The following is a 22,834-nucleotide window of genomic DNA, read 5'->3' on the forward strand; positions in this document are numbered from 1 at the left end:
CGATGGACTTTCTCATTCTATGGGCACTCTTTTTACTGGCTGCTAGCGGATTAGGTTTTTTACTCGAACGTCGGACGGAAAAAGAAAAATACTTGTACATGAAGTTCGTTTTTTATGCGTGTCTCGGTGCCGTGTCGTTTCCAGTCTATGATATTCAGTTACCGCTCGGCATCATCATTTTCCTGATCGTCCTGCACCCGAAAAAGAACTCGCGTTATAAACGGTACATGGCACTCTTTGGGTTCTTATTCTTCCTGTTCCAACTCTTTCTCGGTCCGTTTGATGCTGGGATGTTGCGGGAAGAAACACAACAGATTGGTCGCGTGACGATCACGGATGACTCATTCGACAATTTCCTTTCTCAAATCGAACGACGTGTCGGTGAAGAGGGACTGCGGATGGAACAAAGTCAGTTGATGTTCGATCGGGGCGGGAATCTCCGGAACGCCTCGTTTGAGATGCTCGTCGAAACACCGAAACGCTTCATTCGTTACGATGTCAGTTACCAGGAGCTGACAGGAACGATTTCCTATCGACCACGTGAAGAGTTGACGACAAAATCGTTGACGTCGTATTACCAGAAACTGATTGATGCGAATCAATCGTTTGAGATGTTGCGAAAGCTTTCGATTCATGAAATCTTACATGATTCTAAAACACCTTATGTCGAGATGGATCTCGATGGGCTCTATGAAACGTTTAGTCTGCAGGATGCAACGGTCTTCTTGATTGATGACGAAGGGAAACTGATTCCGTACGTCAATACAGGGGACGATGTCTTAGCGAATGCGGTCCGTCTGACGTATTACCGTTCTGACGGTCAATCCTTACGCGATAAAACCATTCTGCTATACAATTACAGCTTTGAGACATCAAGGCGAAAAGGAGTCGTACGATGAAAAAATGGCTATTTGCTGCAAGTATCGTGTTACTTGCCGGTTGTGCGGAAGCAAAAGAGGAACAACAAACAGCGTCTTGTGAGGCGGAAGTCAAGGTATCGGTCATGGATCACGTCAAGGATAAGACGTTGTTTAATAAAGACGTATGCTTGAACGAAAAAGATACAGCACTGGATGCACTGGAAGATACGACGCTCGATGTCGTCAAAACAGGTAAAGGTGAGATGGCATATGTCACGGCAGTCGATGGGATTCGAGAGAAATCAGCTGGAGCAGGTAGTGGCTGGGTCTTCGGAGTCAATGGCAAACCAGGCGAAGTCGGTGCTGGAAGTTATGAACTGAAAAAAGGAGATCGTCTCGAATGGCGATTTGAAAAAGATGCAATGGCTTATTTTGAGTAAACCAGAACGGGAGCGACTTCACCCAGTGAACGTCGCTCTCTTTTTCATCGGGATGATTACAATCCCGTTCGTCCTCACACATAATCAATCCGTGATCGTCGTCTATCATCTGCTCTTGTTTTTATTCGTTCAAGAACGGACTGTGTTTCGCTATTTAGTTCTCCCGGCTCTTTATGCGGTCATGATGTGTGTCCCGCTTCTTTATGGTGCAAGTATCGACACGGTGGCAATCTATGAAACGACGGTCCAAGTGACGTTATTCATCACGTCGAGTCAATGGATTTTTACATTGGTTCGACTCGATCAGATGGGACCGTTGTTTCGTTTCTTACCTCGACTGACACGATTGACGGGGATGGTGCTGGCGCTGATTCCGTCTTTCTTACGGACTTGGCCGGAAGTCAAGATGAGTCATCCGAAAGCGTCGCTTGCTGTTCGACTGGAGCGGATGGCCGCCTATCATATCGTACCGATCGAAGCGGTGCCGTCTCGCTTAAGACCGATCACGCGACGTGATGTTCAGACAGGCTTATTGCTTGCGGCAGGACTGGCTCTTTGTCTGACACCATGGGCGATCATTCCGGCGCTGATTTTGCCTATAGTGCTATTATTTACAAAAGGAGGAATCCGGGATGCCTATCATGTATATCGACACAAATCGCGAAGAGCGGCTACGTCAACAGGCGAGCGAACATGAACAACCGGTATTGACACCGGAGCGGTTGCTTCATGGACGTGTTCGAGATCTTCTGGCGACAGATTCCTTGTTCCGAGCAGGAGAACTCGCGACCTTGCTTGGACTAGAAGCTTTTTTCGAAGCAGAGTCGAGTGAACTCTCATCTGGAGAACAACAGCTCGTCGGACTCGGTCATGCGTTGTCTTCGTCACCAAAGGCCTTGTTCTTGTCGGAACCGTTTCTCTTTCTTGATCATGTCAGGCGAAAGCGATTGATGGGATTGCTTGAAGAAATCGAACGACGGTTTGATTGTCAGATCCATTGCTCGATGACGATACAATCCGACTTGGCGATTACGAGTCGCGCTACTGAACTGACAGGTCGTGTCCTGAATCGGATCGAAAACGTCCGACACCGTTATCCGTTACAGACACGCTATGCACTCGTGACAGAAAAATTGTCGTTTCATCAAGGTGAACGCATTGCGATCATCGGTGCGAATGGTAGTGGGAAATCGACGTTACTACGACTCGCGCTCGGTGTCGAGCGACCGCTATACGGAAAAGTCCGGCGGTCGGGGGAGACACATTATGTACCAGCGCATCCGATGCTTGCGCCATTAGACGATCGAAGCGGTAGTTTTACGACGCAAAAAAAACGTCTCTTGGACGGTATCGGTTGGAGTAAAGACAGCTATTACTTTGATGAACCGACGGCTGGTCTTGATGACAGCGCACGAATGGCTTTTGTCGCATCGTGGAAGAAGAATCCGACGAATCTGATCGTCATGGCGACGCATGATCCAGTCCTCATTCGGGCAGCACAGCGGATCATCTATCTCGTACACGGAGAAGTTGCTTTTGATGGACCAACGAAGGATTTTTTACAAGAAAGTCGGTTGTTCGTATGATCGTCGCAACGGTTCTAATCGTCTGTCTGTTTTTAGTCATGTTTGAGAGACTCCAGATGACGGATCAACGATTACGGTTCATCGCTATCATTACGGCGGCGGCAATCGTCGGACGATTGTTGTTCTCCAGTTTACCGAACGTCCAGCCGGCGACGGCACTCGTCTTGTTAGTAGCCGTCTTCATCCATCCGATCGTCGGTGCCATTTCTGGGATGCTTGTCGTCGTGTTAACGAGCTTGTTTCTCGGAAGCGGTCCGTTCGTACTCTTTCAAGCGCTGGCGTATGCAACAATTGCCAGTCTAGGATTCGTTCCGTTTCTTCGTTACCGGATCGTATTGACTGGGTATGGATTTCTCGCTGGTTTCTTATATGGATGGGTGAGCAATCTCGGGTTCTTGGTATTGACGGGATTCTCGTGGCAAGCTTTTTTGACACTGCTTGTAGCCGGAGGAACGTTTGATATGCTTCACGGATTCAGTAACGCGATCTTCATTTGGATATTGTTTCCGATTTTTTTACGAATTATGCATTCATTCGATGAAAAGAGGGGTACAGAATAGTAACATACCGAACAGGAGGGAAGGCATATGCTCGGATCGTCGATTTCGCTTGCTTATGTCGTCATGTTGCTCATCGTCTCAAGTGTCGGCTTAGTGTTTGGGAGTATTCTGTTGATGAAAGGTACGATTAGAGGACGTTATGCTGCTTGTTACTTACTTGCTGCCGCCATCTTCCCAAGCGCCATGCTCATTACCTCATCAGAAGGATTACTTTGGCAACATTTACGGTTCGAGAGTTCATGGTTTCTCGCGATTGTCTCCTGGTTACTCGTCTTATCGACGGGCTATATCGTCTCGATCACGGGTGCGCTCGTCATTCGTTATCTGTATCGCTATACGACGACCTTTGATCGCTTCAAACGTTATGCGACACGGCGTTTTCGTCATCATGAGGCATAAATAAAAAAACGGAAGAACCAGCTATCTGGTCCTTCCGTTTTTTTCATGAATTCGCGTACAGGAGTTCTTCTTCTGTCGACGATTCTTGCTGGCGAGCAGGATCTTGAATTCGACCTGTCACTTCTGTCAGGAGACGGCGTGGCAAGAGACGGGACAAGGAAACCATGGCGCGGTTGCTTGCGCCTGGAACAACGACGCGGCGTCCTTTGAGCATACCGCGGTATCCAGCGAAGGCGACGAGGTGTGACGGCATACTCTTGAACGGTAGCGTGATGTTCGCTCGATCAAAGAAGTTCGTATCGGTCGGTCCCGGGCAGAGACAAGTCACACTGACACCCGAGCCGTCGACTTCTGTCGCAAGTGCTTCCGAGAACGACAGGACGTAGGCTTTCGTTGCGTAGTAGACACTCATGTATGGTCCTGGCATGAAGGCAGCGACCGACGCGACATTCAAGATGCGTCCAAAGCCACGTTCGACCATTCCCGGTAAGAGACGTTTCGTCAAATCCGTCAAGGCGACGACGTTGACCTGAATCGAGTTAATGTCTTCTGTTGGATCGATTTCCGCAAAGCGTCCCGACGTGGCGAAGCCTGCATTATTGAACAATAGATCGACCGTCAATTCTTGTTCCTCTAAGTACTGCACGAGACGATCAACGCTGTCGCTCAGTGATAGGTCAGCAGCGAATACATAGACCTTGATCTGATAGCGTTTTTCAAGGACCTGTTGAAGCTCCTTCAATTTCTTCTCATTGCGGGCAACGAGTACACAATCGAAGCCATCTCGCGCCGCGAGGACAGCGAGATCTAGTCCGATTCCACCCGATGCACCGGTAATCAGTGCCGTTTTTCGTAACATAGGACATTCCTCCATTCGAAATCGTGAATCTGAGTCTAGTGTATACCATTCCATACCGTTCCCGCGAATCCTGTTTCTTGACACTCCCACGGCTAAAGCCGCAAGCTCATTCTTCGGGATGAGTGGGATTCCAAAGTGCTTGTGCGAGCGCAGTCCATTTCTGTTTTGCTCAAGCCTTCAGATGAGGGTGTGCCATCACCCCTCCTAAGACAGACCATATAGGTTCTCAGGCTGATTGACTATTACCATCAACCACAGGTGCGTATCGAATGTTCATCGCACCGACGATGTCTCTGTGTTTCTTGAATCCACATGAACAAGAATATGTTCGATCTTTCGCTTTGTTTCTTTTGCCGCAGGAAGGGCATGTCTGAGATGTATATGCCGGATTGACATATTTAACTTTAATCCCTTCTAATTTTGCTTTGTACTCAATAAATGTTGCTAAGCGATAGAATGACCACGTGTGTAGATTCTTATTGTTTTTACGGCTTGTTCTTGCCGTCTGTCGGATGTTCGCCAGTCTTTCGAGGCGGATGACAGAAATGTTGTTTTCTTTTGCAAACTCAACGATTTCACGACTGACTTTGTGATCCTTATCTTGCATCCAACGTTGCTCTTTATTATCTAACTTCTTGATAGCCTTTAACTTTTTCTTTTGACCGAGATCTTTTCGTTTTGCACGAAACTTTCGTTTCGTATACTTATTTTCTCGACCGTTACCAAAGAACCTAACTCGATCACAATCTGTAGTAGCGACTGCTGGAATCTTTAATCCCAGATCAACTCCTATTGTTTTTATTCCTGTTTTCTCTGTTGTCAAAATCGTGACAGCAATTTGTGCCATCCATTTGTTCGATTTTTTGATAATCCGGAGTGTTCCGAGTTTGTTGTTCAATAGTGAAAAGATACGATTATCTTGATCGACCATCTCGGCGCGGATTGCCGTTTTCTTCGCTTTACCGTTTATCATGATGGGTAGAGAAATCGACTCGAAATCGAACGAATAGTTCTGGTTGTTCCATGTGCAGTACGGTTTCTTGAGAATGGGGATGATTCCAAACTGTGATTTTTTCGCTTTCTTGAAAACACTTTGGGCGTCCTTGATAGCTTGGTTCTTGACGGCGCTAGGCAAACGAACGTGAACATTCTTGCTTGTCATTTTTATCATTGTTTCTGCCTCTACCATGTCTGAAACAAGCTGGTTGACCGCGTGAATATAAGCCCCCATCATACTTTCCAAAATAGGCTGCTGTTCTCTAGTAGGAAGAAGCTTGATATTTATCGTCAATGTCTGAGACACGGTTTCACCCCCTTGTTTTTTGTTGTTCGACATAACGTCTGATTGTCTCACTCGATACATTTCCAGCAGTAGAGACGAAGTAGGAACGCGTCCAAAGACTTGGCAAATGTTGAAGATGAGGAAATTCTTCTCTCAGCTTTTTAGAGGTCACTCCTTTAATTTTTGCCATGATGTCAGCAGGACTAAGTGTTGGTAGAGTATTGAGAAGCATATGCGAATGATCTTTATCGCATTCCAAAGCAATCACCGTGATCTCCAACTCTTCACATACCTCCCGTACCAATTGTTTGAAACGTGCTTCGACATCCTTACGAAGAAATATCTTTCTTCTGTATCGAGGGCAGAATACAAAATGATATTTAATCAAAGAAACGGTCGTGTGAGTTCTCCTGTAGTTGTTTTTCATAACATGATTGTATCAGTTTATCAGATTAATTGAAACGAAAAAACTTTCGGATACGTAAAGTGTCAAAACCGGTGGATTGTTACTGACACTCCATATCCGACATCGCTTTCATCCCACCCCTAAAGGAGTGGGATTTCTCGCTATGAAGTTCTGTAAGCATTTACTTTTCTTATCACTGGTTCAACCAGTATGATAGAACAGTAGAGGGGAAGTGGAACGAATGAGGAAAAAAGTAACCGTCGCCTTGTTGCTCGCGACGTTTTTAGCCGCGATCGAGGGGACGATCGTCGCAACTGCAACACCTGTCATGGCGAGTGAATTGAACGGGGCGAAATTAGTCAGTTGGATTTTTGCTGGGTTCTTGTTGTTCATGGCGGTATCGACACCGATTTACGGAAAGATGGCAGATTTATATGGTCGAAAACGGGTTCTGTTATTCGGGATCGGCGTCTTCACCGTCGCTTCGTTAGCCTGTGGACTCGCTCAATCGATGGAGATGTTGATCGTTTTCCGCGCCGTCCAAGGAATCGGGGCAGGAGCTGTATTGCCGATCGCGATGACGATCATTGGGGATTTGTATACATATGAGGAGCGGGGGAAAATCCAAGGAGTGCTCAGCGCTGTCTGGGGAATCTCGGGTGTCGCCGGACCACTTGTCGGTGGATTCCTCGTCGAATCGCTTTCGTGGCGGTATATTTTCTTACTAAACGTACCGTTTGCGTTATTGTCGTTCTTCATGATCGTCGTTTACTACAAAGAGACGGTTCGTGAAACAGAGCGGAAAATCGATTACCGGGGTGCGTTATTGTTTGCGCTCGGGATGAGTGCGTTTCTTTACGGCTTATTATCGGGCAGTGAGTCGGAGACGTTCTTGCGTCCGATCATTCTAGCCAGCTTTTTCATTAGTTTCGTGTTATTGTTCACGTTCTATCGGGTCGAGAAAAAGGCGAGCGATCCACTCTTACCACCAGCAGTCATTCGCCATCCGGTCATTCTCGTGATCAACTTAGCGGTCTTCTTTTCCGCCTGGGTACTCGTCTCGATGTCAGCGTATATTCCGATTTTTGCCCAAGGGGTACTCGGCAAGAGTCCGACCGAAGCTGGTTTCATGTTGATGCCACTGTCGCTTTTTTGGACGCTGACCGCCATCATCGGTGGACGGACGATTGGTGTCGCCTCACCCCGGTACCGGACGATGACAGGAATGGGGCTGCTGATCGTCGGTACAGTGATTTTATCGTTGATCACGCGCGAATCAAGTGATGTTTTCATCTATCTTGCCGTTTCGCTGATCGGAATTGGTTTTGGTCTCTCACAACCCGTCTTTATGGTCGTCTTGCAGACTTCCGTCGATTGGTCACTTCGTGGCTCAGCGACGGCCGTCAACTCGTTCTTGAGTACGACGGGACAGACGCTCGGTGTTGCGATCTTCGGTACGATCTTCAACCTATCCATCCTTCGTTCGTTTTCAGCGTCGGACACGCTCTCGGGGTACGCGATTGATCCATTTTTCCAATCGAGTACGGCAAAAACGTTCGGACAGGATGTGCAGTATGCGGCAGAAATCGCGTTATCACATGGATTACGTTACGTCTTCATCGGTGGAGTCGTTTGTGCCATTCTCGCGTTTGCGATGACATGGCGTTTACCGAAAGTTCGACCTGACGATCCACGATCGTAATGAAGGGGCTGACTCAAAAGTCAATCTTTACAAAGAAAAGGGTGGCAGACTGATGATCTGCCACCCTTATTTCGTAATAAAAGACTCGCCACACGCTACTCCTACAGGAAAAAGCGCACTTTTGCGCTGTCAGAGACAAACAAGACCCGCTTTTCTGCTCAAATGAAGCAGAAAACTGGCTTGTGTCTCGCCTGAGGAAAGGGCGTGAAGAGACGAGTCGTTCTTTTTTTTAGTCATCCTCTTCTTAATTAGGAGGATTGACTAGTGGCACTCTCACGCTGGGCAAGTTGTTCACGAATATCCCGTTCATTGCGTCGAAGGAACAATCCGATTCCGATCAACAGTAAAGCGGCACCGGTGATTTGAATCCATGTCAACTTCTCATCAAACAGATAGTATCCGAAAATCATCCCCCAAACCGCTTCACCAAGAATCGTGATGCTGACTATGCTGGCGCTGACACGAGCGAGCGCCCAGTTGAATAAATTGTGACCGAGTAACGTCGGGAAGACGGCGAGAAGAATATACAGCCACCAATCCTGTTGGAACGCAGCGACAAGATTCGTCGATTGAATCAACGATAACAAAAGCAAGACGAGCGACGCGACGGCGTAGACACCGAACGAATAGAGGTTCGTCGAGACGCTCGTGCGAACATGTTGACCGAGCAACCAGTAACCAGCGACGAGAATCGTTGCGAGCAAGGCAAGACCGTCCCCGATTAAGGCGCGCATGCCGACGGCGATATCTCCATAAGCGACGAGACCGCCACCAAATAAGGCGACAGCGACGAATAGGAGTGCTTTGCGTGACGGGTGTTGTTTGAAGAATAACGCGTTACCGGCCAGGACAAAAATCGGACTCGCGGTCACGAAGAGCGTCGAGCTCGCAACTGTCGTATAATCAAGAGAGAGGAACCACAGCCAAAAATGCCCGGCGAGCAAAATGCCACTTAATAGCATATGCCGGATCGTCGACGAACTGAGTTGCAACAGTTCCTTCAATCGAATGAGTGGGAGCAACAACAAGGTCGAAAACAACATGCGGTAAAAGGCGACAGCCTCGATCGGTGTCTCCGCCCACTTGACGAAGATTGCCGATGTTGAAATAAAGAATAAAGCCATGAATAACGTAAAATAGGGCATGGGTACCTCCACATGTCTGAAGTAAGGAAATGAGGGTGAAGCGTGTGCAATTGATCATTGCTGAAAAACCAAAACAAGCGGAAAAACTGGCAGCTCCGTATCCGTCGGTGAAGCGGGACGGCTACATTGAAATCAAACCATGTGACCGGTTTCCGCAAGGAGCAAAACTCGCTTATGCGGTCGGACACTTATGTGAACTGCAGGAGCCGGCGCATTATGACGCCAAATGGAAACGATGGAACTACGATCATCTGCCGATCATCCCGGAACGATTTGATTACCGACTGGCAAAAGGCAAGAGTAAACCATACCAGGTCATCAAGAAATTATTGAATGAGCGGACGACGACTTCCATCATTATAGCATCGGATGCCGAGCGAGAGGGAGAGGCAATCGTCCGATTGATCTTACGTCTCGCGAACAACGCGAAACCACTGCAACGACTCTGGATTTCGAGTCTGACGCCTCAAGCGGTTGATCATGGGTTTGCGAACCTGCTCGATGGCAAGGAAACGGAGAACATTTTTCATGAGGCGATGAGTCGCGCTTGCGCCGATTGGTTGATTGGGATGAATGCGTCACGTGCGTATACGACGTTACTGAAGAAGAAGGGCATCGCCGACGTCTTCTCCCTCGGACGGGTCCAGACACCGACGCTTGCACTGATCGTCGAACGGGAAAAACAAATCGAGAATTTCCGACCGGAGACGTACTACGAAGTCGAGGCGGATTTTACGCGATACAAAGGAAAATATATCAATGCGAAGAAACAGACGAAGCTGAATGACCGGGACCAGGCACAAGCGATCGTGGATCGGACAAAAGGAACCGGAATCGTCGCATCAATCGAGAAAAAGCGGCAGACGGAACGACCGCCGTTTTGGTTCAGTTTGTCGCTCTTACAAACAGAAGCGAGCCGACGGTTTGGTCTCGGTGCAAAAGAGACGCTCGATATTGCGCAAAAACTCTATATCCGTGGTTGGATCAGTTATCCACGAACGGACTCTTCCTTCGTAACGAAAGAGGAGGCGGGACAGTTCCCGGTCATTCTTGATCGGTTACTGAAGCAAGCGGAATATAGCCCAATCAAGGATGTCCTGACGAACAATCCGGCTAACGATAAACGTTACGTGAATCCGGCGAAGGTCAGCGACCACTATGCGATCATTCCAACAGAAGAAGCGGGTGCCGTCGCGAAGCTCTCCGGACGAGATGCGCAAGTCTACGATTTGATCGTTCGCCGTTTTCTTGCTGCCTTTGCACCGGACGCTGTCTCGGAGAAGACAGAAATCGTGACGACACGCGAGATGGACCGTTTTTTGACACGCGGCAGTCGGACGATTGATCCGGGTTTTAAACAGGTCTTACAAATCGAGTCAAAAGAAGTCGAATTGCCAGCCGTCGAACAAGGACAAGAGATGCCGATCAAAGGCTGTCGTCTGCTTGAGAAACAAACGGAGCCGCCGAAACGCTATACGGAAGGGACACTCATCCTCGGCATGAAAACAGCTGGCAAATTACTCGAAGATGAGCTACAAGCGATTATGAAGGAAGTCGAGGGACTCGGGACGGAAGCAACCCGTGCCGGGATCATCGACGGACTAAAACGGCGGGAGTACATCAAAATCGTCAAAAAGGAGATCCATCCGACGCCGAAAGGTCGAATCTTGATCGATGCCGTGACAGGAAGTATTCTTGCTTCGCCAGAGATGACAGCGAAGTGGGAGAGCCGTCTTGAGCAAATCGGGAAAGGGGAGGCATCTGCTGCCCAGTTCATTGAACAGGCGAAAAAATTGTCGGAGCATCTCGTCGTCGATGCCAAACAACGAATTGAACAACTCGCCGTTGATCCGACACAAGTCAAAAGCAAGTCCCCGCGGGGTGCGACGAATCGTCCAGTCGGTCCATGCCCACTGTGTCAATCAGCGGTGCTTGATCGAGGGAAATTCTATGGCTGCAGCGGCTATCAGAAGAATAACTGTGGCTTTACGTTACCGAAAACGATCCTTGGTGCCAAATTGACACAAACGGAAGTCAAAAAAGTACTCGCAGGTCAAAAGACAAAGCCACTCGAGATGAAAAAAAATGCGCGTCAGTTCAAGGCGATGCTCTATCTCGAACGCGATCAATTAAAATTCGAATTCACGAAAGGGGAAGACTGATGCAATACGAACTGATTCAAAATCAAACGTTTCGTCCTGTCTTTGAACGACTATTACAGGAAGGTCGCCGCTTGACGGTCTGGTTTCCGGATCATATCGAGGTGCAGTCGGCAGAGGGACTGGTCGAAGAAGCAGAAGAACTGTTTGGTGTGACAGCGGAAGTGATCGATGATCCACAATCATTCGGCAAGCATATCCTGCTTCCGTACTTGACGGAAGTCGAGCACCGGGAAGATGGATTCATCCGCTACGAAGCTGAGCTGACGGAAGAATTACGCCAACTCGTGCGCGAATTGACGTTACCGATGCTAACGGAGGGCGACTTCGAAGTGTTGTATTCATATCAAATCGAGACGGAGACGGAACGCTTCTTCGTTGAAGACTGGTTCCAAGCTGATTTGCAAAAACTACCTAACTAGGTGAAACTTTCTTGAACAGGATGACGTAATATAACTTAACGTCATCATACTGTTCAATTGGAGGGTTCATCATGTTCACACTAGCATTCATGGAAAGCGAACTGGGAGGCGACGGCTTCTTCTCGGGCATGCCAATTTTCATGGTCGGATTTTTCATTCTCATCATCGGTTTCATTCTGTTTGGAGTCATCTCTGCAGCCTCAAAGGGAATCTCAACGAATTCATTGACGCAACAACTGCGCGAGCATGCGGCGCGTCTCGTCAGTCCGGATGAATCGGATGCACTGAATTACGTCGCTTACTTAGAAACGTTGACAAGTTTTCCGGTCGAAAAGACGAATCTCGAACCGTTTCGGATTGCGACTGGCATCTTAAGGCTCGTCCAAGGAACAGATCAGATTTCCGAAACGACGAAAAAACAAGTCGTCGCCCAGTACCTACGGCTCGGCATTTTGGATGCGGATCATTTAGCGGACGAACAGCCGGTCCGGAGTCATAGTCATAGCCATCACCATCATCATTGAAAAAGGGTCCTGAGGGGCTCTTTTTTTGTTGAAAACGGTTGAATCGTGACATCTAATTGTCATATACAACGATTTAGATTAAAGTTGTATGAAATTGAAATCTTTTTGAGCAGAATGCTGTGTATCGATTGAAAAAAGTTTACAATGAATGGACGGGAATACCTTTATTGCTGGAGAAGGATAAAGGGAAAGGAGTTGAATTCCTTTAATGAAAACATGGCTGAATCGAACAATCGGACGGCAAATCATGTCTGCGTTTTATGTGATTTTTCTGACACTGCTGCTAACGACAGGTGGTGTCTACCTATATACGAAACAACAGGTGGATGAATCACGCCAAGAGTTAAAGATGTTAAACGAACATCGGACACGGGCGACGGATTTGTACGAATCATGGCAAAGCATGCAGTACGAGATGCGTGGCTTCGTCTTGCTTGGTGACGAAGAGATGTTAAAAGAAGTCGAAGCAAAGAAAAATGGCATCAATCGACAAACGACGTGGTTCGAGCGCAATGCACGTTTTAAAGAAGAACGACAGTATGCAACGGATGCACGGGAACTCTACACGGCGTATACCCAACGCGTCATGCCGAGCCTAGTCAATTATGTCGCGGCGAAAAAAGACGGAAAAGTGACGGAGCCATTCTTGAAGATGCCGACGCTCGGAAAAGTGACGAAATCAAAACCACTTGATCCACAGCGGAAGTTCAATATCAAGACGAAGAGTGCGGCTGATATGAGTTCAAGTATCGTTGATATGGAGACGGTCTTCACGAAATATCGTAATTCCTTAAACGATCAAGAGATGGCAGCGCAAGAGCGGCTTGGTAAACAAGTCAACTCGTCGCAAATTCTCGGAGCCGTCAATATTGCAATCCTCTTATTGATTACTCTCGTTTTCGTCCGACCATTCGTCCGCCGCTTGACGCGTCAGTTGCGTCAGTTGAACCGGGAAAGTGGACGACTCGCTAAAGGTGAGGATGCGACACCGATCGTCATCACGAATCGTCAAGATGAGATTGGTGAGTTGACGACGACGTTCAACCAGATGGCAGCCGCCATTTCCGGGCAAAAACATCAACTCGTCGCAAGTAACGACGAACTACAAAGTCAACAGGAAGAATTAATTGCCCAGCAAGAAGAACTTCAATCGCAACAGGAAGAACTCGAAGAAGCACTCGACATCACGTTACGTAACGAGACCCATTTGCGTTATCGCAATGAGTTGACCGAGACACTTGCGTCTCGCGAAACGTTGACGGCGTATCCGGCGATCATCGAAAAATTGATCACGATCACTGATGCGGAGCTCGGAGCGATCGTCTTCTTAGAGCAGGACCGCTATACGAATCTCGTCTCGTACGGGATGACGGCAGCTCAGGAGCACCAGTTATTACATGCTTCGACGTCATTACTCGAACGCACACGTCTAAACAAACGTGCTGTTCGCTCGACGAAACAAGTCGCGAGTCATCATCCGCTCCCATATCCGTACACGATGTACGAAATCGTCGTACCGGTGATGGATCCAGCGACGAACACGATGATTGCAAGCATTTACCTCGTTCGTTACCGGGATGCCTTTACGGAAGACCAGACGAACGAAATCTGGTCGTTCTCCCGTCAATTGGCACTCTCCTTGCTCCGGATGCGTGTCTTTGAAGAAGTCGAACGAGAACGGGAAAAGACGTCCAAACTTCTCCATTCGATTCGGGAAGCGGTCATCTATATCGAAGGAGAGACGATTTTTGCCAATAAACCATTGCTCGCTTTATTCCATCATCCGGCGCACGATCAAGTGGCGGAAGAAGGATTGATGACGCTCGACGTCAAAATCGAAGAGTTGGCAGTGCAAGTCGATCAACATGAGGCGTTCTTAACCTACATGGATCATGTCTGCAGTCAGGAAATTCCGACGGAGAGCTTGGCGTTGTCCTTAAACAAGGAAGAGCGATTCGTCACGCTGTATGCAGAGGAAATTCATTACGGTGGTTGTTTCCGCGGTACGATGCTCGTCTTACGTGACGTGACGGCAGAGACAGCAATCGACCGGATGAAATCGGAATTCGTCTCGACCGTCTCGCATGAGTTGCGGACACCGCTTGCCTCGATTTACGGCTACACGGAATTGATGCTCGCGCGCGACGTCCAGGAATCAAAACGTCAACGGTATCTCGAGACGATTCATGCAGAAACCGAACGGTTGACGAATCTCGTCAACGACTTCCTAGATGTCCAACGCATGGAATCGAGTCAGCAACAATATGACTTCAAACCGCTTGATTTGACGAAAGTCATTCAGGAAACGGTCGAGTTCCATACGGCTTCGGCAAAAGATCACGAACTCGTCCTTGATTTTGAAGAAACGACGACGGGACGGATTCATGCGGACGAACAAAAAATGCGTCAGCTGTTCACGAACCTGATCAACAATGCGATCAAGTATTCACCGGATGGTGGTCAAATCACGATTACGATGCGTCAAGTCGAAGATCGTGTCCAGCTGAAGATCGAAGATGAGGGAATCGGCATTCCGCGTCACGCGTTACCACAACTGTTTAGTAAGTTTTACCGAGTCGATAATTCGGATAGTCGAAAAATCGGCGGTACCGGTCTTGGTCTTGCGATTTGTCAGGAAATCGTTCGTTCGCACGAAGGAATGATTCATGTCGAATCAACGGAAGGTGTCGGGTCCGCGTTCATCGTCGAACTACCGATCGTCCAGTCCGTCGTACCGGTCACGGAATCGGCAGATGACTGTTAATGTCAAAAGCGTTCTTTGATTTTTTAATCAAAGGACGTTTTTTTGTTGGTTTCATCTGCAAAACGGGAATTAACTACTATCAAATAGAAAGGAAGTGAGGAGATGCGGCGAAGCAGATGGCCTTGTTAAGTCCGACGATCACTCATGCTTTGGATCCTGATCGAAGCCAGTAGTTCGTTCATTCCAGCTTATGTGATTGAGCGCTTTTACTGGGAAGACCGAGGAATGAGCATTGCTGACGTCGTCATCGCAGAAATCATCTTTGCTTGGGTCATGTTGATTGGTGAGGTCCCGTTCGGTTTGTTATCCGATCGGTGGGGCAGAAAGCCGTTCATTCTGGCTGGTTTCGTATGTGAGTGGTTATCGTTTACGGTGTTGCTTGAAGCCTACTCATTACCTGCCTTCCTCTTGGCGATGGTCCTTGCCGGCGTCGGTGGCGCAGCACTTAGTGGAGCGCTTGAAGCCCACGTCTATGAAACATTGCGAATGCATAGGATGGAAGAGCGATTCGAGACGGTCTGGCGAGTGATTTCAATCGGTGGTTTATTGACATCAGGACTTGCGGCACTTGTCGGGAGTTACGCCGTGCGATCGGTAGACTTGATTTGGCACTATCACGTGTCTTGGTGGGTTTTGCTCGGAACAGTACTGCTGACGTTTTTCTTAAAGGAAGCAGCGCGAGAACAAGACGGAGAGACGAGTTCGTTGAAGACATTGCTAAACGGTTTTTCGTTTCGACGCGTCTACGTCCGAATTCTTTGTCTTGTCTTGTTATACGGGGTGACGATTGATTTCGTTGATGAGTTTTGGCAACTCTATCTACGGGATCAAACGATACCGATGGTCCATTTCGGATTCGTTTTCGTGTTATTTCAAATCATGCAGGCGATTGGTGCGTCCTTATCTCGGTTCCGATCGCCCGTCGGATGGGCGATGATCTATATCGTGTGTCTTGCCGGATTGTCGGTTGCCTCTCCGCTCGTCAGTATCGGTTTACTCGGTATGCTGTACTTGTGCTATGGCTGGGCTGAGCCGTATGTGACCACTGTTATCCAAGATGTTGCGCCGCCAAATGGACGCGCAACGTTTACGTCGCTGATCTCAGTCATTGAACGTTTAGCTGTGCTTGGAACCGGTACGCTATTCGTCTTCGTCGAACGTGTCTTCTCGCTTCAGATGACCTATGCCGCGCTCGGTCTCGTCTCACTTATGTTGCTTCTGTTGTATAGTGTGACGCGCACGCGTCAGAACTGAATCAAAAAAAGGACAAAGGTGCATTGACCTTTGTCCTTTTGACTGTCATTTATTACGACACGTGTCGTTGCTCCTGAGAGGAATGTGCCAATAGCTGGCGAGCCGGTTGCCACATCAACAAAGAGAGGGCTCCTGCGAGCGCATAGACAAGCTCGATCGCAAACACATCGGCAAGCCATCCGAACAATAGACTGCCGAGGCAGAAACAGAGTGCATACACGGTTTGTTGCACGCTATAGACATACGGTAACCGTTCGAGTGGTGTCGTCGTCTGCAACAACGTATTCAGCTCAATCGCCCGGACTTGACTCGCAAACCCTTGGATCAGACAAGCGATCACGGCAAGTGTGACGATTGGAGCGAAAGCAAACAAGAAGGTCGCAACAATCGAAAAGCCGATGCTGCGATAAAGCAACGAACGCGTTCCACGACGACGTAACATCATGTAACTACCGGCAATCATGCTCAGCAGATAGAAGGCATTTAGAATGCCCCACCAGCGTTCCGATAGCTGGAAATGTGTATCGATATAGACGAGGAACAGAGCAGAAATCCAAGCCGTACTGACGAACGCATCGATTCCGACGAGATACGTGTTGGCTTTCGCGAAAGAATGCGCTCGCGTGTAGCGAATACTCGACCGGAAGGAAACGTCTTCCCCTTCCATCGAAGGGTCGGGTAGAGAGCGGACGCTTCGATGGAACAGATAGCTGATGAGACTCGCACCTAAAAACAGACCGGCCGAGACGGACAAGACGGAAAGCGGCGATAACCAGCTGACCAGAATGGCGCCGAGCGGCCACATGATGAGCTGAATCACTTGATTCGAGCCTTGTACGAGACTGTTAGCCTTTTGGACATCCTGACACAGTCGAGGGATGAAGGCACTTTCGATCGGACGAGCAAATCCGTCGAAGAAAGCGATACATCCAACGAGTGCGAGGATAAGTGGCAGTGGTAAATCAAGTCCCCAGATGATGCCTAAGAGAATCGTTTTGAGGAGTTGACTGCCGAACAACAACGAGGCATGGGGAACACGTTGAGCGACTTGGGCGAATAAGAAGCCGCTTCCTGTCATGCCTGCTGTGACGAGAACAGGAAACAGGGCAGCGAGACTCGCTTGCCCTGTCGTTTGATAGATCATCGCGATCAGGGAGACGATATAGAGCGCATCTCCCGCATTCGCAATCCATTGACTGACCAATAAAAGCGTAAACCGGTTCATTCTGAATGACCTCCATATCGTACGTATTTAGTTAGGAGTGAGAATTCAGAATGACTTACATTGGACGCCCTCATTTCATGTTTTTTTCTAGTGTAAGAGGAAAAAAATGGATTGTCAATCAGAATCGTGACGGGAGTTCCGGGCAACGAGTGTAAAGGGATCGACCATCGACGTCGCAGCGGCTTCGTCTTGAGCACGAGATGCCGATAGCTTGATTGGTTTTAGTTGCTGGCGGAAGCGGAAAGCCCGTTCGAGTCGACTCATGAATAGATTACTGAAAAAGACGACTAATGCTAGCCCAATCAGTGGAACAAGGAACATATGACTGAGCCAAGACGTCGCTGAAAACTGGTTATAGTAATAACCGAACATCGAGGACCACTCAAAAATCGTTGGGGCAGTTCCTACATGTAAATTAACCGTTCCAGCGAAGAAAATTTTGAAAAGTGATAAGTGAACGAGTAACATCAACGTTTGGATGAACTGTTGCATAAAAACGATTGTCAACGTTGGAACAAGATGTGGCCAAATGTGGCGTCTGAACCGATGCCACGGACTGCCACCAAGCGTCTGGGCGACAATCATGAACTCTTGACTAAGTAACTGACGGGTCTCAGCAATCAGATAAAGCGATAAAGAGGGGAGACCAAGCAAAATCAAGACGATCAACTCGAACGATACACGGTCGAACAACGGTGGGATAGCAGTCGAATCAAAGAACGTAAGTGATGGAAGCAAAAGGAGCAATGCGACAAGAGAGAGCGGTAAAACTAAAAATCCATCAAGAATAAGTTTTAAGTATCGATTGACGCGAGCACTTCTAAAAGCTAGCGGAATCGCAATCACTAGCGAAAGAAACATTCGACCGAGCGCAACAATCATACAAATACCGGCTGTCCATTTAAATCCTTCAATCATCAATTGAAAGAGGTCATAGCCAGAGCGGTCTGTACCGAGCCATTGATCACTTGACGGTTTTAGTGGTGACGTCGCAAGGAACGTACCGTCTTCAGCATACCGGTTCGAGATTTGATCGACTTGACCATCACGGAAGATCGTATTTCCAAAACTAAGGAGCAGTAAACCAGTGAGTAAAAATAAACATAGCCAGAAGACAGGATCTCGCATCAAAGTACGACGCATCAAATCCCCCCTTTCCAGGCGTTAGGAATAAGCCATTCTGCCAACAAATCAATGATGAAAATCGGCAGATAGATTAAGAACAAGATGACCATCAAAATCGGCATTTGTCCATTATAAAAGACGAACCGGAACATACCTTGCACTTCGAACGTGTATTCAATGATCACGAGACTCGATAAGACCGTAATGATGTTCGCTCGGAAAAACAGATAAAACCGATAGATCATTGTCGGAATCAAATGTTTCCAGAAAAGAGCGGCAGGACGAATGCCTTTAGCCCGTGCGAGTTCAAGGAAAGGAGCAGCTTCCTGTTCGAGTACTTGCGTCGTTAACCATTTGATGAAGAAGAATAGTGTTGTCAACGTTAGCGTAAGAATCGGTAAAAAACGAATGTACTCAGCATAGGATCCCGCAATTTCGATTTTGTCATACCCGGTCGTTTTAAACAGATAGAGGACAAGGAATTGCGAAAGAATGATCCAGAACAGATCCGGAACCATCTCAAGCGTCCGAGTCGTTTGTTTCAGCATCATGCGTGTTTTGCGGCCACTTCGATAAAACAAATAAGCATAAAAAATCGCACACACAGCGGAGACCAGCATAGCTGTCGTAAAGATGATCAACGTCTCTTTAATGAATGGACTGATGGTAGGAAGCAACAAGAATTCCTTTTGAGCGGTTACGTTGAAATAGGTAATCTCATCAAGTTTCGTTAATTGAGCAAATTGTTGCTTCAGACCTTCCCAGTAGCTTGCTGGGTTGAATTTCATTTGCGCGACGAGCGCCGGAAGAGCGCTGATCGCAATCAAGACAAAAAAAGCCACGATGAGCTGAATCGATTTTCGGGCGATAAAAACCATGAAGTGAGAAACTCCTTTCTTTGGATCCTCAGCCGATGGCGAGGATCCGGTCATTACCAATCTGGATCAACTGACTGTTCATATGTTTTCGGCGAAGCACATAACGTTCGAACTGTTCCGTCGCGATGAATGAATCACGCGTCGAGACCGTCGAGAGCGTCATCAGGACATGTTTTAATTGAGTAGGAGTGAGAATTCAGAATGACTTACATTGGACGCCCTCATTTCATGTTTTTTCTGGTTTAAGAGGAAAAAAATGGATTATCAACGTGTTTCTTGCTTGATGTGATGGCGAACGGGAGCGAATGGATCATCGAGTGATGTGACCGCTGCCTCGTGTTGAACAATCGATGTCTCTTCGATGACAGGTTGATCGTGACGGCGAATACGATACGCGCGTTCGAGTCGACTCGTTAATAGATTACATAAGAAAATCAACAAGGCAATACCAATCGTTGGAACAAGGAACATATGATTGATCCAAGAAACAGCAGAAAACTGATTAAAATAGTATCCAAACATCGACGCCCATTCGAAAATCAGTGGAGTGATGCCTTCATATAAGATGACCGTACCTGAGAAGAAGATTCCGAATAGCGATAATTGCACCAGGAGCATCAAAGTTTGAATGAATTGTTGCATGAAGATGATCGATAACGTCGGAACAAGATGTGGCCAAAGGTGGCGACGGAAACGATGCCATGTCCCACCCCCGAACGTTGATGCCACGACCATGAACTCTTGCGTTAAAATTTGCCGTGTCTCGCCAATGATATAGAGGACGAGTGAAGGTAAACCCAGTGCGATCAAAATCGTGAATTCAAAAGTCAGACGATCTGAAAGGTAAGGAACAGCCAACATCTCAGGAAATATAAGAGAGGATAACATAAGCATCAAGGCAAGTAGCGAGACAGGTAGCACTAAAAACCCATCCATGACAACTTTTAGTACACCGTGCAGTCGTTTTCCACGAAAGGCTAATGGAATACCTATCATCAGCCCGAGTATGAGGCGTCCTAAAGCAACAAACGCGCAGACACCAAAAGTCCATTTGAACCCTTCGATCATCATTTGGAACAAGTCGTTTCCTGAACGGTCGGTTCCAAGCCATTGGTCCAATGAAGGTTTTAGCGGAGAGGTGGCAATGAAGGTGCCATCATCAGCATAACGATTTGAAATACGATCCACTTGTCCATCTCGGAAAATCGTGTTTCCAAAACTCATCAAAAGCAGACTAGTCAGTATGATGATACATATCCAAAAAATCGGATCACGCACAAGAGTCCGTCGCATTAGAGTTCTCCTTTCCATGCATTTGGAATGAGCCATTCTGCTAGGAGATCCAATACGAAAATCGGAAGATAGACTAAAAATAAAATAACAAGCAGAATCGGCATTTGTGAATTATAGAGGACGAAGCGGAATAATCCTTGTACTTCGAAAGTATATTCAATGATTAATAAACTCGATAACACCGTGATGATATTTGATCTAAAGAACAAGTAAAAACGATAGAACATCGTCGGTAACAAATGCCTCCAAAAAAGTGTGCTGTTCCTAAGACCTTTCGCACGCGCAAGTTCGAGGAACAAGGACTCCTCTTGATCTAAGATTTGTGTCGTCAGCCATTTGATAAAGAAAAAGACCGTCGTCAAAGTTAGACATAGAATCGGTAGAAAACGAATAGAGTCAGCATACGTTCCGGCGACCTCGATTCGGTCAAAGCCAGTCGTTTTAAAGAGATAAATGACAAGAGATTGAGAAAGGATGACCCAAAATAAATCAGGAACCATTTCGAGCGTGCGGCTCATTTGTCTCAAGAACGTTCGCATCCATTTACCACTTCGATAAAAAAGAGAGACGTATAAAATCGCAACCACAAATGAGACGGCAAGCGAAGTCAAAAATAGAATCAGAGTTTCCTGAATCATTGGTTGTAAAGCAGGGAGTAGCAGATCTTCTCGTTCTGCAGTGACGTTATAGTATGTAATTTCATTCAGCTTGGTGAGTTGATGGAACTGTTCTTGTAAGCCAGTCCAGTAACTCTCGGGAACGAAATGCATACGGACGACAAGTGATGGAAGCGCACTGATTGCGATCAAAACGAAAAAAGCGATGATGAGCTGTAGTGATTTTCGAGCAAGAAAAGTCATGAACGAGACTCCTTTCATTAAAGTCATCCGATGGCGAGGATCCGATCATTGCCAATCTGGATCAACTGACTGTTCATGTGTTTACGGCGCAGTACGTAGCGTTCGAACTGTTGTGTTGCGATGAACGAATCACGCGTCGAGACCGTCGAGAGCGTCATCAGGACATGTTTTAATTGTGGTTGTCCTTCTTGTAGTGAAAGATGTGTCATTCGGTTCGATCCGTCGAGTCGATTGAGGAACAGTTCAATCTTACAGCCTTCCTTGATCAATTCACTGATCAGGAATGCCGCTTGTTCAATGAACGTCTCAAATTGTTGATGGAGACCGTAACCGCTCGGAGCTGATAAATTTAAGGCAATCGTAAACGTATCCTGATTGCTCGTTTCGAACACTTTCGCCTGCAGACGACCGGTCTTCGCCGTCGCATACCAATCGATTTCTTTTGACGGTTCCGCCGTATAGGGTTTTGCACCAAGCTGAACGAGTTTGTTCTTGAGCGGTGAGTAGCGGTCCGGTCGATCACCGATCCGTAAACGTTGTAAAAGAAGCGGCGTCGCTTGCGCCGTCAAGGACGGCAAGACTGTAAACGATGGATACGTATCGAACGTAAAGAGATAAACGCCCATCTTCCAAGGCAGGCGAATCGTCAAGATGATCTCATCGAATTCGGCGGGTCCACGACGAACCGTCTGAATCGGGATCGTCACTGCGTCTTCAGAGTCAATCACTGCATGAAACGTCGCCGGGTGTAGTGGATCCATCTCCGGGAAGATGACTCCGCCATCCGTGTGCAAACGAAGTGTCGCTTCGAGCCCAAGTTGACTCAAGGATTCGACGCCGAAGACTTGCAAATGGAGCGATGTCTTCTCCTGGTTGAACATCAATGATTCATAATGTTTCCATTCGATTGCGACATCCCGTCGTAACTGCTTTTCTGTTCGCCCGACGACGAAATGAATCGTCGCCAAAGCTGCGAACAGAAATCCGAGGACGGAAAGACGCGGAATGAAGAGGAAGATGAACGTCATCGTGACGTACAGTGGAAAAAGTCGGCGTTCAAGCCAAAACGGGACGGAACGTTCAATCTGCAT

General features: G+C 47.5%; 23 protein-coding genes. 12 read left to right on the forward strand and 11 right to left on the reverse strand.

Features of this window, described 5'->3' with window-relative positions; genetic code table 11:
• Positions 1 to 2 precede the first annotated feature (2 nt).
• Genes K7G97_RS05200 through K7G97_RS05225 form a run of 6 tightly spaced genes read left to right on the forward strand, consistent with a single transcriptional unit; the run spans position 3 to position 3,845 of the window.
• Positions 3 to 899 (forward strand): hypothetical protein, encoded by an 897-nt coding sequence (locus K7G97_RS05200; protein ID WP_223041524.1) that lies wholly within the window; start codon positions 3 to 5, stop codon positions 897 to 899.
• Entirely contained in the window at positions 896 to 1,300 is a 405-nt protein-coding gene (locus K7G97_RS05205) for a DUF4430 domain-containing protein (RefSeq protein WP_223041525.1), read from the forward strand. Before K7G97_RS05200 ends, K7G97_RS05205 begins: the two co-directional genes overlap by 4 nt.
• Positions 1,278 to 1,997 carry a hypothetical protein gene (locus K7G97_RS05210; RefSeq protein WP_223041526.1) on the forward strand — a complete coding sequence of 240 codons (720 nt, stop codon included), beginning with the start codon at positions 1,278 to 1,280 and terminating at the stop codon, positions 1,995 to 1,997. The genes K7G97_RS05205 and K7G97_RS05210 overlap by 23 nt, the downstream gene beginning before the upstream one ends.
• Positions 1,933 to 2,886 (forward strand): ATP-binding cassette domain-containing protein, encoded by a 954-nt coding sequence (locus K7G97_RS05215; RefSeq protein ID WP_223041527.1) that lies wholly within the window; start codon positions 1,933 to 1,935, stop codon positions 2,884 to 2,886. Before K7G97_RS05210 ends, K7G97_RS05215 begins: the two co-directional genes overlap by 65 nt.
• Before the next feature lie 38 nt (positions 2,887 to 2,924).
• Positions 2,925 to 3,446, forward strand: coding sequence for an ECF transporter S component (locus K7G97_RS05220; RefSeq protein ID WP_262415799.1), 522 nt, complete (start codon positions 2,925 to 2,927; stop codon positions 3,444 to 3,446).
• 27 nt (positions 3,447 to 3,473) lie between these two features.
• Positions 3,474 to 3,845 (forward strand): hypothetical protein, encoded by a 372-nt coding sequence (locus K7G97_RS05225; RefSeq protein WP_223041529.1) that lies wholly within the window; start codon positions 3,474 to 3,476, stop codon positions 3,843 to 3,845.
• Between the two features lie 43 nt (positions 3,846 to 3,888).
• Here K7G97_RS05225 and K7G97_RS05230 read toward each other — a convergent pair whose 3' ends face one another.
• The 3 genes from K7G97_RS05230 to tnpA all read right to left on the reverse strand — a co-directional run bounded on the left by K7G97_RS05230 (position 3,889) and on the right by tnpA (position 6,413).
• On the reverse strand, positions 3,889 to 4,704 hold the full coding sequence (locus K7G97_RS05230; protein WP_023467637.1) for an SDR family NAD(P)-dependent oxidoreductase: 816 nt from the start codon (positions 4,702 to 4,704) through the stop codon (positions 3,889 to 3,891).
• A 226-nt stretch (positions 4,705 to 4,930) separates the two neighbouring features.
• Positions 4,931 to 6,007, reverse strand: coding sequence for an RNA-guided endonuclease TnpB family protein (locus tag K7G97_RS05235; protein WP_223041530.1), 1,077 nt, complete (start codon positions 6,005 to 6,007; stop codon positions 4,931 to 4,933).
• A gap of 4 nt (positions 6,008 to 6,011) precedes the next feature.
• Positions 6,012 to 6,413 carry an IS200/IS605 family transposase gene (gene tnpA, locus K7G97_RS05240; RefSeq protein ID WP_087679908.1) on the reverse strand — a complete coding sequence of 134 codons (402 nt, stop codon included), beginning with the start codon at positions 6,411 to 6,413 and terminating at the stop codon, positions 6,012 to 6,014.
• Positions 6,414 to 6,633: 220 nt separating this feature from the next.
• Between tnpA and K7G97_RS05245 the strand changes: the two genes are divergently transcribed.
• Positions 6,634 to 8,094: an MDR family MFS transporter gene (locus tag K7G97_RS05245; protein ID WP_087679909.1), complete on the forward strand. Its 1,461-nt coding sequence runs from the start codon at positions 6,634 to 6,636 to the stop codon at positions 8,092 to 8,094.
• Between the two features lie 248 nt (positions 8,095 to 8,342).
• Here the strand turns inward: K7G97_RS05245 and K7G97_RS05250 are convergent, their stop codons facing one another.
• Positions 8,343 to 9,239: a DMT family transporter gene (locus K7G97_RS05250; RefSeq protein WP_023467639.1), complete on the reverse strand. Its 897-nt coding sequence runs from the start codon at positions 9,237 to 9,239 to the stop codon at positions 8,343 to 8,345.
• A 44-nt stretch (positions 9,240 to 9,283) separates the two neighbouring features.
• Here K7G97_RS05250 and K7G97_RS05255 point away from each other — a divergent pair, with 44 nt between their 5' ends.
• From K7G97_RS05255 to K7G97_RS05275, 5 genes are all read left to right on the forward strand, one after another.
• The gene (locus K7G97_RS05255) at positions 9,284 to 11,401 is read left to right on the forward strand and encodes a DNA topoisomerase III (RefSeq protein WP_223041531.1); all 2,118 of its coding nucleotides are present in this window, start codon (positions 9,284 to 9,286) and stop codon (positions 11,399 to 11,401) included.
• Complete coding sequence (locus tag K7G97_RS05260; protein WP_023467641.1) at positions 11,401 to 11,820, forward strand: hypothetical protein; 420 nt, start codon at positions 11,401 to 11,403, stop codon at positions 11,818 to 11,820. Before K7G97_RS05255 ends, K7G97_RS05260 begins: the two co-directional genes overlap by 1 nt.
• 71 nt (positions 11,821 to 11,891) lie before the next feature.
• Entirely contained in the window at positions 11,892 to 12,344 is a 453-nt protein-coding gene (locus tag K7G97_RS05265; RefSeq protein WP_223041532.1) for a hypothetical protein, read from the forward strand.
• Between the two features lie 208 nt (positions 12,345 to 12,552).
• Complete coding sequence (locus K7G97_RS05270) at positions 12,553 to 15,108, forward strand: sensor histidine kinase (RefSeq protein WP_223041533.1); 2,556 nt, start codon at positions 12,553 to 12,555, stop codon at positions 15,106 to 15,108.
• A 144-nt stretch (positions 15,109 to 15,252) separates the two neighbouring features.
• A complete protein-coding gene (locus K7G97_RS05275) occupies positions 15,253 to 16,362 on the forward strand; it encodes an MFS transporter (RefSeq protein WP_223041534.1) in 1,110 nt (369 codons plus the stop codon).
• 52 nt (positions 16,363 to 16,414) lie between these two features.
• Here the strand turns inward: K7G97_RS05275 and K7G97_RS05280 are convergent, their stop codons facing one another.
• From K7G97_RS05280 to K7G97_RS05305, 7 genes are all read right to left on the reverse strand, one after another.
• Positions 16,415 to 17,587 (reverse strand): MFS transporter, encoded by a 1,173-nt coding sequence (locus K7G97_RS05280; protein ID WP_223041535.1) that lies wholly within the window; start codon positions 17,585 to 17,587, stop codon positions 16,415 to 16,417.
• A 114-nt stretch (positions 17,588 to 17,701) separates the two neighbouring features.
• Complete coding sequence (locus tag K7G97_RS05285; RefSeq protein ID WP_223041536.1) at positions 17,702 to 18,730, reverse strand: ABC transporter permease subunit; 1,029 nt, start codon at positions 18,728 to 18,730, stop codon at positions 17,702 to 17,704.
• Positions 18,730 to 19,590, reverse strand: coding sequence for an ABC transporter permease subunit (locus K7G97_RS05290; RefSeq protein WP_023467647.1), 861 nt, complete (start codon positions 19,588 to 19,590; stop codon positions 18,730 to 18,732). Before K7G97_RS05290 ends, K7G97_RS05285 begins: the two co-directional genes overlap by 1 nt.
• A gap of 28 nt (positions 19,591 to 19,618) precedes the next feature.
• Positions 19,619 to 19,753, reverse strand: a complete 135-nt coding sequence (locus tag K7G97_RS17450; protein WP_262415800.1) for a hypothetical protein — start codon at positions 19,751 to 19,753, stop codon at positions 19,619 to 19,621.
• Positions 19,754 to 19,854: 101 nt separating this feature from the next.
• A complete protein-coding gene (locus K7G97_RS05295; RefSeq protein ID WP_223041537.1) occupies positions 19,855 to 20,883 on the reverse strand; it encodes an ABC transporter permease in 1,029 nt (342 codons plus the stop codon).
• A complete protein-coding gene (locus K7G97_RS05300; RefSeq protein ID WP_223041538.1) occupies positions 20,883 to 21,743 on the reverse strand; it encodes an ABC transporter permease subunit in 861 nt (286 codons plus the stop codon). Before K7G97_RS05300 ends, K7G97_RS05295 begins: the two co-directional genes overlap by 1 nt.
• A 23-nt stretch (positions 21,744 to 21,766) precedes the next feature.
• On the reverse strand, positions 21,767 to 22,834 hold the full coding sequence (locus K7G97_RS05305) for a DUF58 domain-containing protein (RefSeq protein ID WP_223041539.1): 1,068 nt from the start codon (positions 22,832 to 22,834) through the stop codon (positions 21,767 to 21,769).

Origin of the sequence: Exiguobacterium acetylicum (genome assembly GCF_019890935.1) — a bacterium.
GTDB classification, from domain to species: domain Bacteria; phylum Bacillota; class Bacilli; order Exiguobacteriales; family Exiguobacteriaceae; genus Exiguobacterium_A; species Exiguobacterium_A abrahamii.

Coding starts and splice junctions, on each gene's coding strand:
- K7G97_RS05200 (WP_223041524.1), top strand. CDS start 3: ATGGACTTTCTCATTCTATGGGCACTCTTTTTACTGGCTGCTAGCGGA.
- K7G97_RS05205 (WP_223041525.1), top strand. CDS start 896: ATGAAAAAATGGCTATTTGCTGCAAGTATCGTGTTACTTGCCGGTTGT.
- K7G97_RS05210 (WP_223041526.1), top strand. CDS start 1,278: ATGCAATGGCTTATTTTGAGTAAACCAGAACGGGAGCGACTTCACCCA.
- K7G97_RS05215 (WP_223041527.1), top strand. CDS start 1,933: ATGCCTATCATGTATATCGACACAAATCGCGAAGAGCGGCTACGTCAA.
- K7G97_RS05220 (WP_262415799.1), top strand. CDS start 2,925: ATGTTTGAGAGACTCCAGATGACGGATCAACGATTACGGTTCATCGCT.
- K7G97_RS05225 (WP_223041529.1), top strand. CDS start 3,474: ATGCTCGGATCGTCGATTTCGCTTGCTTATGTCGTCATGTTGCTCATC.
- K7G97_RS05230 (WP_023467637.1), bottom strand. CDS start 4,704: ATGTTACGAAAAACGGCACTGATTACCGGTGCATCGGGTGGAATCGGA.
- tnpA (WP_087679908.1), bottom strand. CDS start 6,413: ATGAAAAACAACTACAGGAGAACTCACACGACCGTTTCTTTGATTAAA.
- K7G97_RS05245 (WP_087679909.1), top strand. CDS start 6,634: ATGAGGAAAAAAGTAACCGTCGCCTTGTTGCTCGCGACGTTTTTAGCC.
- K7G97_RS05250 (WP_023467639.1), bottom strand. CDS start 9,239: ATGCCCTATTTTACGTTATTCATGGCTTTATTCTTTATTTCAACATCG.
- K7G97_RS05260 (WP_023467641.1), top strand. CDS start 11,401: ATGCAATACGAACTGATTCAAAATCAAACGTTTCGTCCTGTCTTTGAA.
- K7G97_RS05265 (WP_223041532.1), top strand. CDS start 11,892: ATGTTCACACTAGCATTCATGGAAAGCGAACTGGGAGGCGACGGCTTC.
- K7G97_RS05270 (WP_223041533.1), top strand. CDS start 12,553: ATGAAAACATGGCTGAATCGAACAATCGGACGGCAAATCATGTCTGCG.
- K7G97_RS05275 (WP_223041534.1), top strand. CDS start 15,253: ATGCTTTGGATCCTGATCGAAGCCAGTAGTTCGTTCATTCCAGCTTAT.
- K7G97_RS05280 (WP_223041535.1), bottom strand. CDS start 17,587: ATGAACCGGTTTACGCTTTTATTGGTCAGTCAATGGATTGCGAATGCG.
- K7G97_RS05285 (WP_223041536.1), bottom strand. CDS start 18,730: ATGCGTCGTACTTTGATGCGAGATCCTGTCTTCTGGCTATGTTTATTT.
- K7G97_RS05290 (WP_023467647.1), bottom strand. CDS start 19,590: ATGGTTTTTATCGCCCGAAAATCGATTCAGCTCATCGTGGCTTTTTTT.
- K7G97_RS17450 (WP_262415800.1), bottom strand. CDS start 19,753: ATGACGCTCTCGACGGTCTCGACGCGTGATTCATTCATCGCGACGGAA.
- K7G97_RS05295 (WP_223041537.1), bottom strand. CDS start 20,883: ATGCGACGGACTCTTGTGCGTGATCCGATTTTTTGGATATGTATCATC.
- K7G97_RS05300 (WP_223041538.1), bottom strand. CDS start 21,743: ATGACTTTTCTTGCTCGAAAATCACTACAGCTCATCATCGCTTTTTTC.
- K7G97_RS05305 (WP_223041539.1), bottom strand. CDS start 22,834: ATGCAGATTGAACGTTCCGTCCCGTTTTGGCTTGAACGCCGACTTTTT.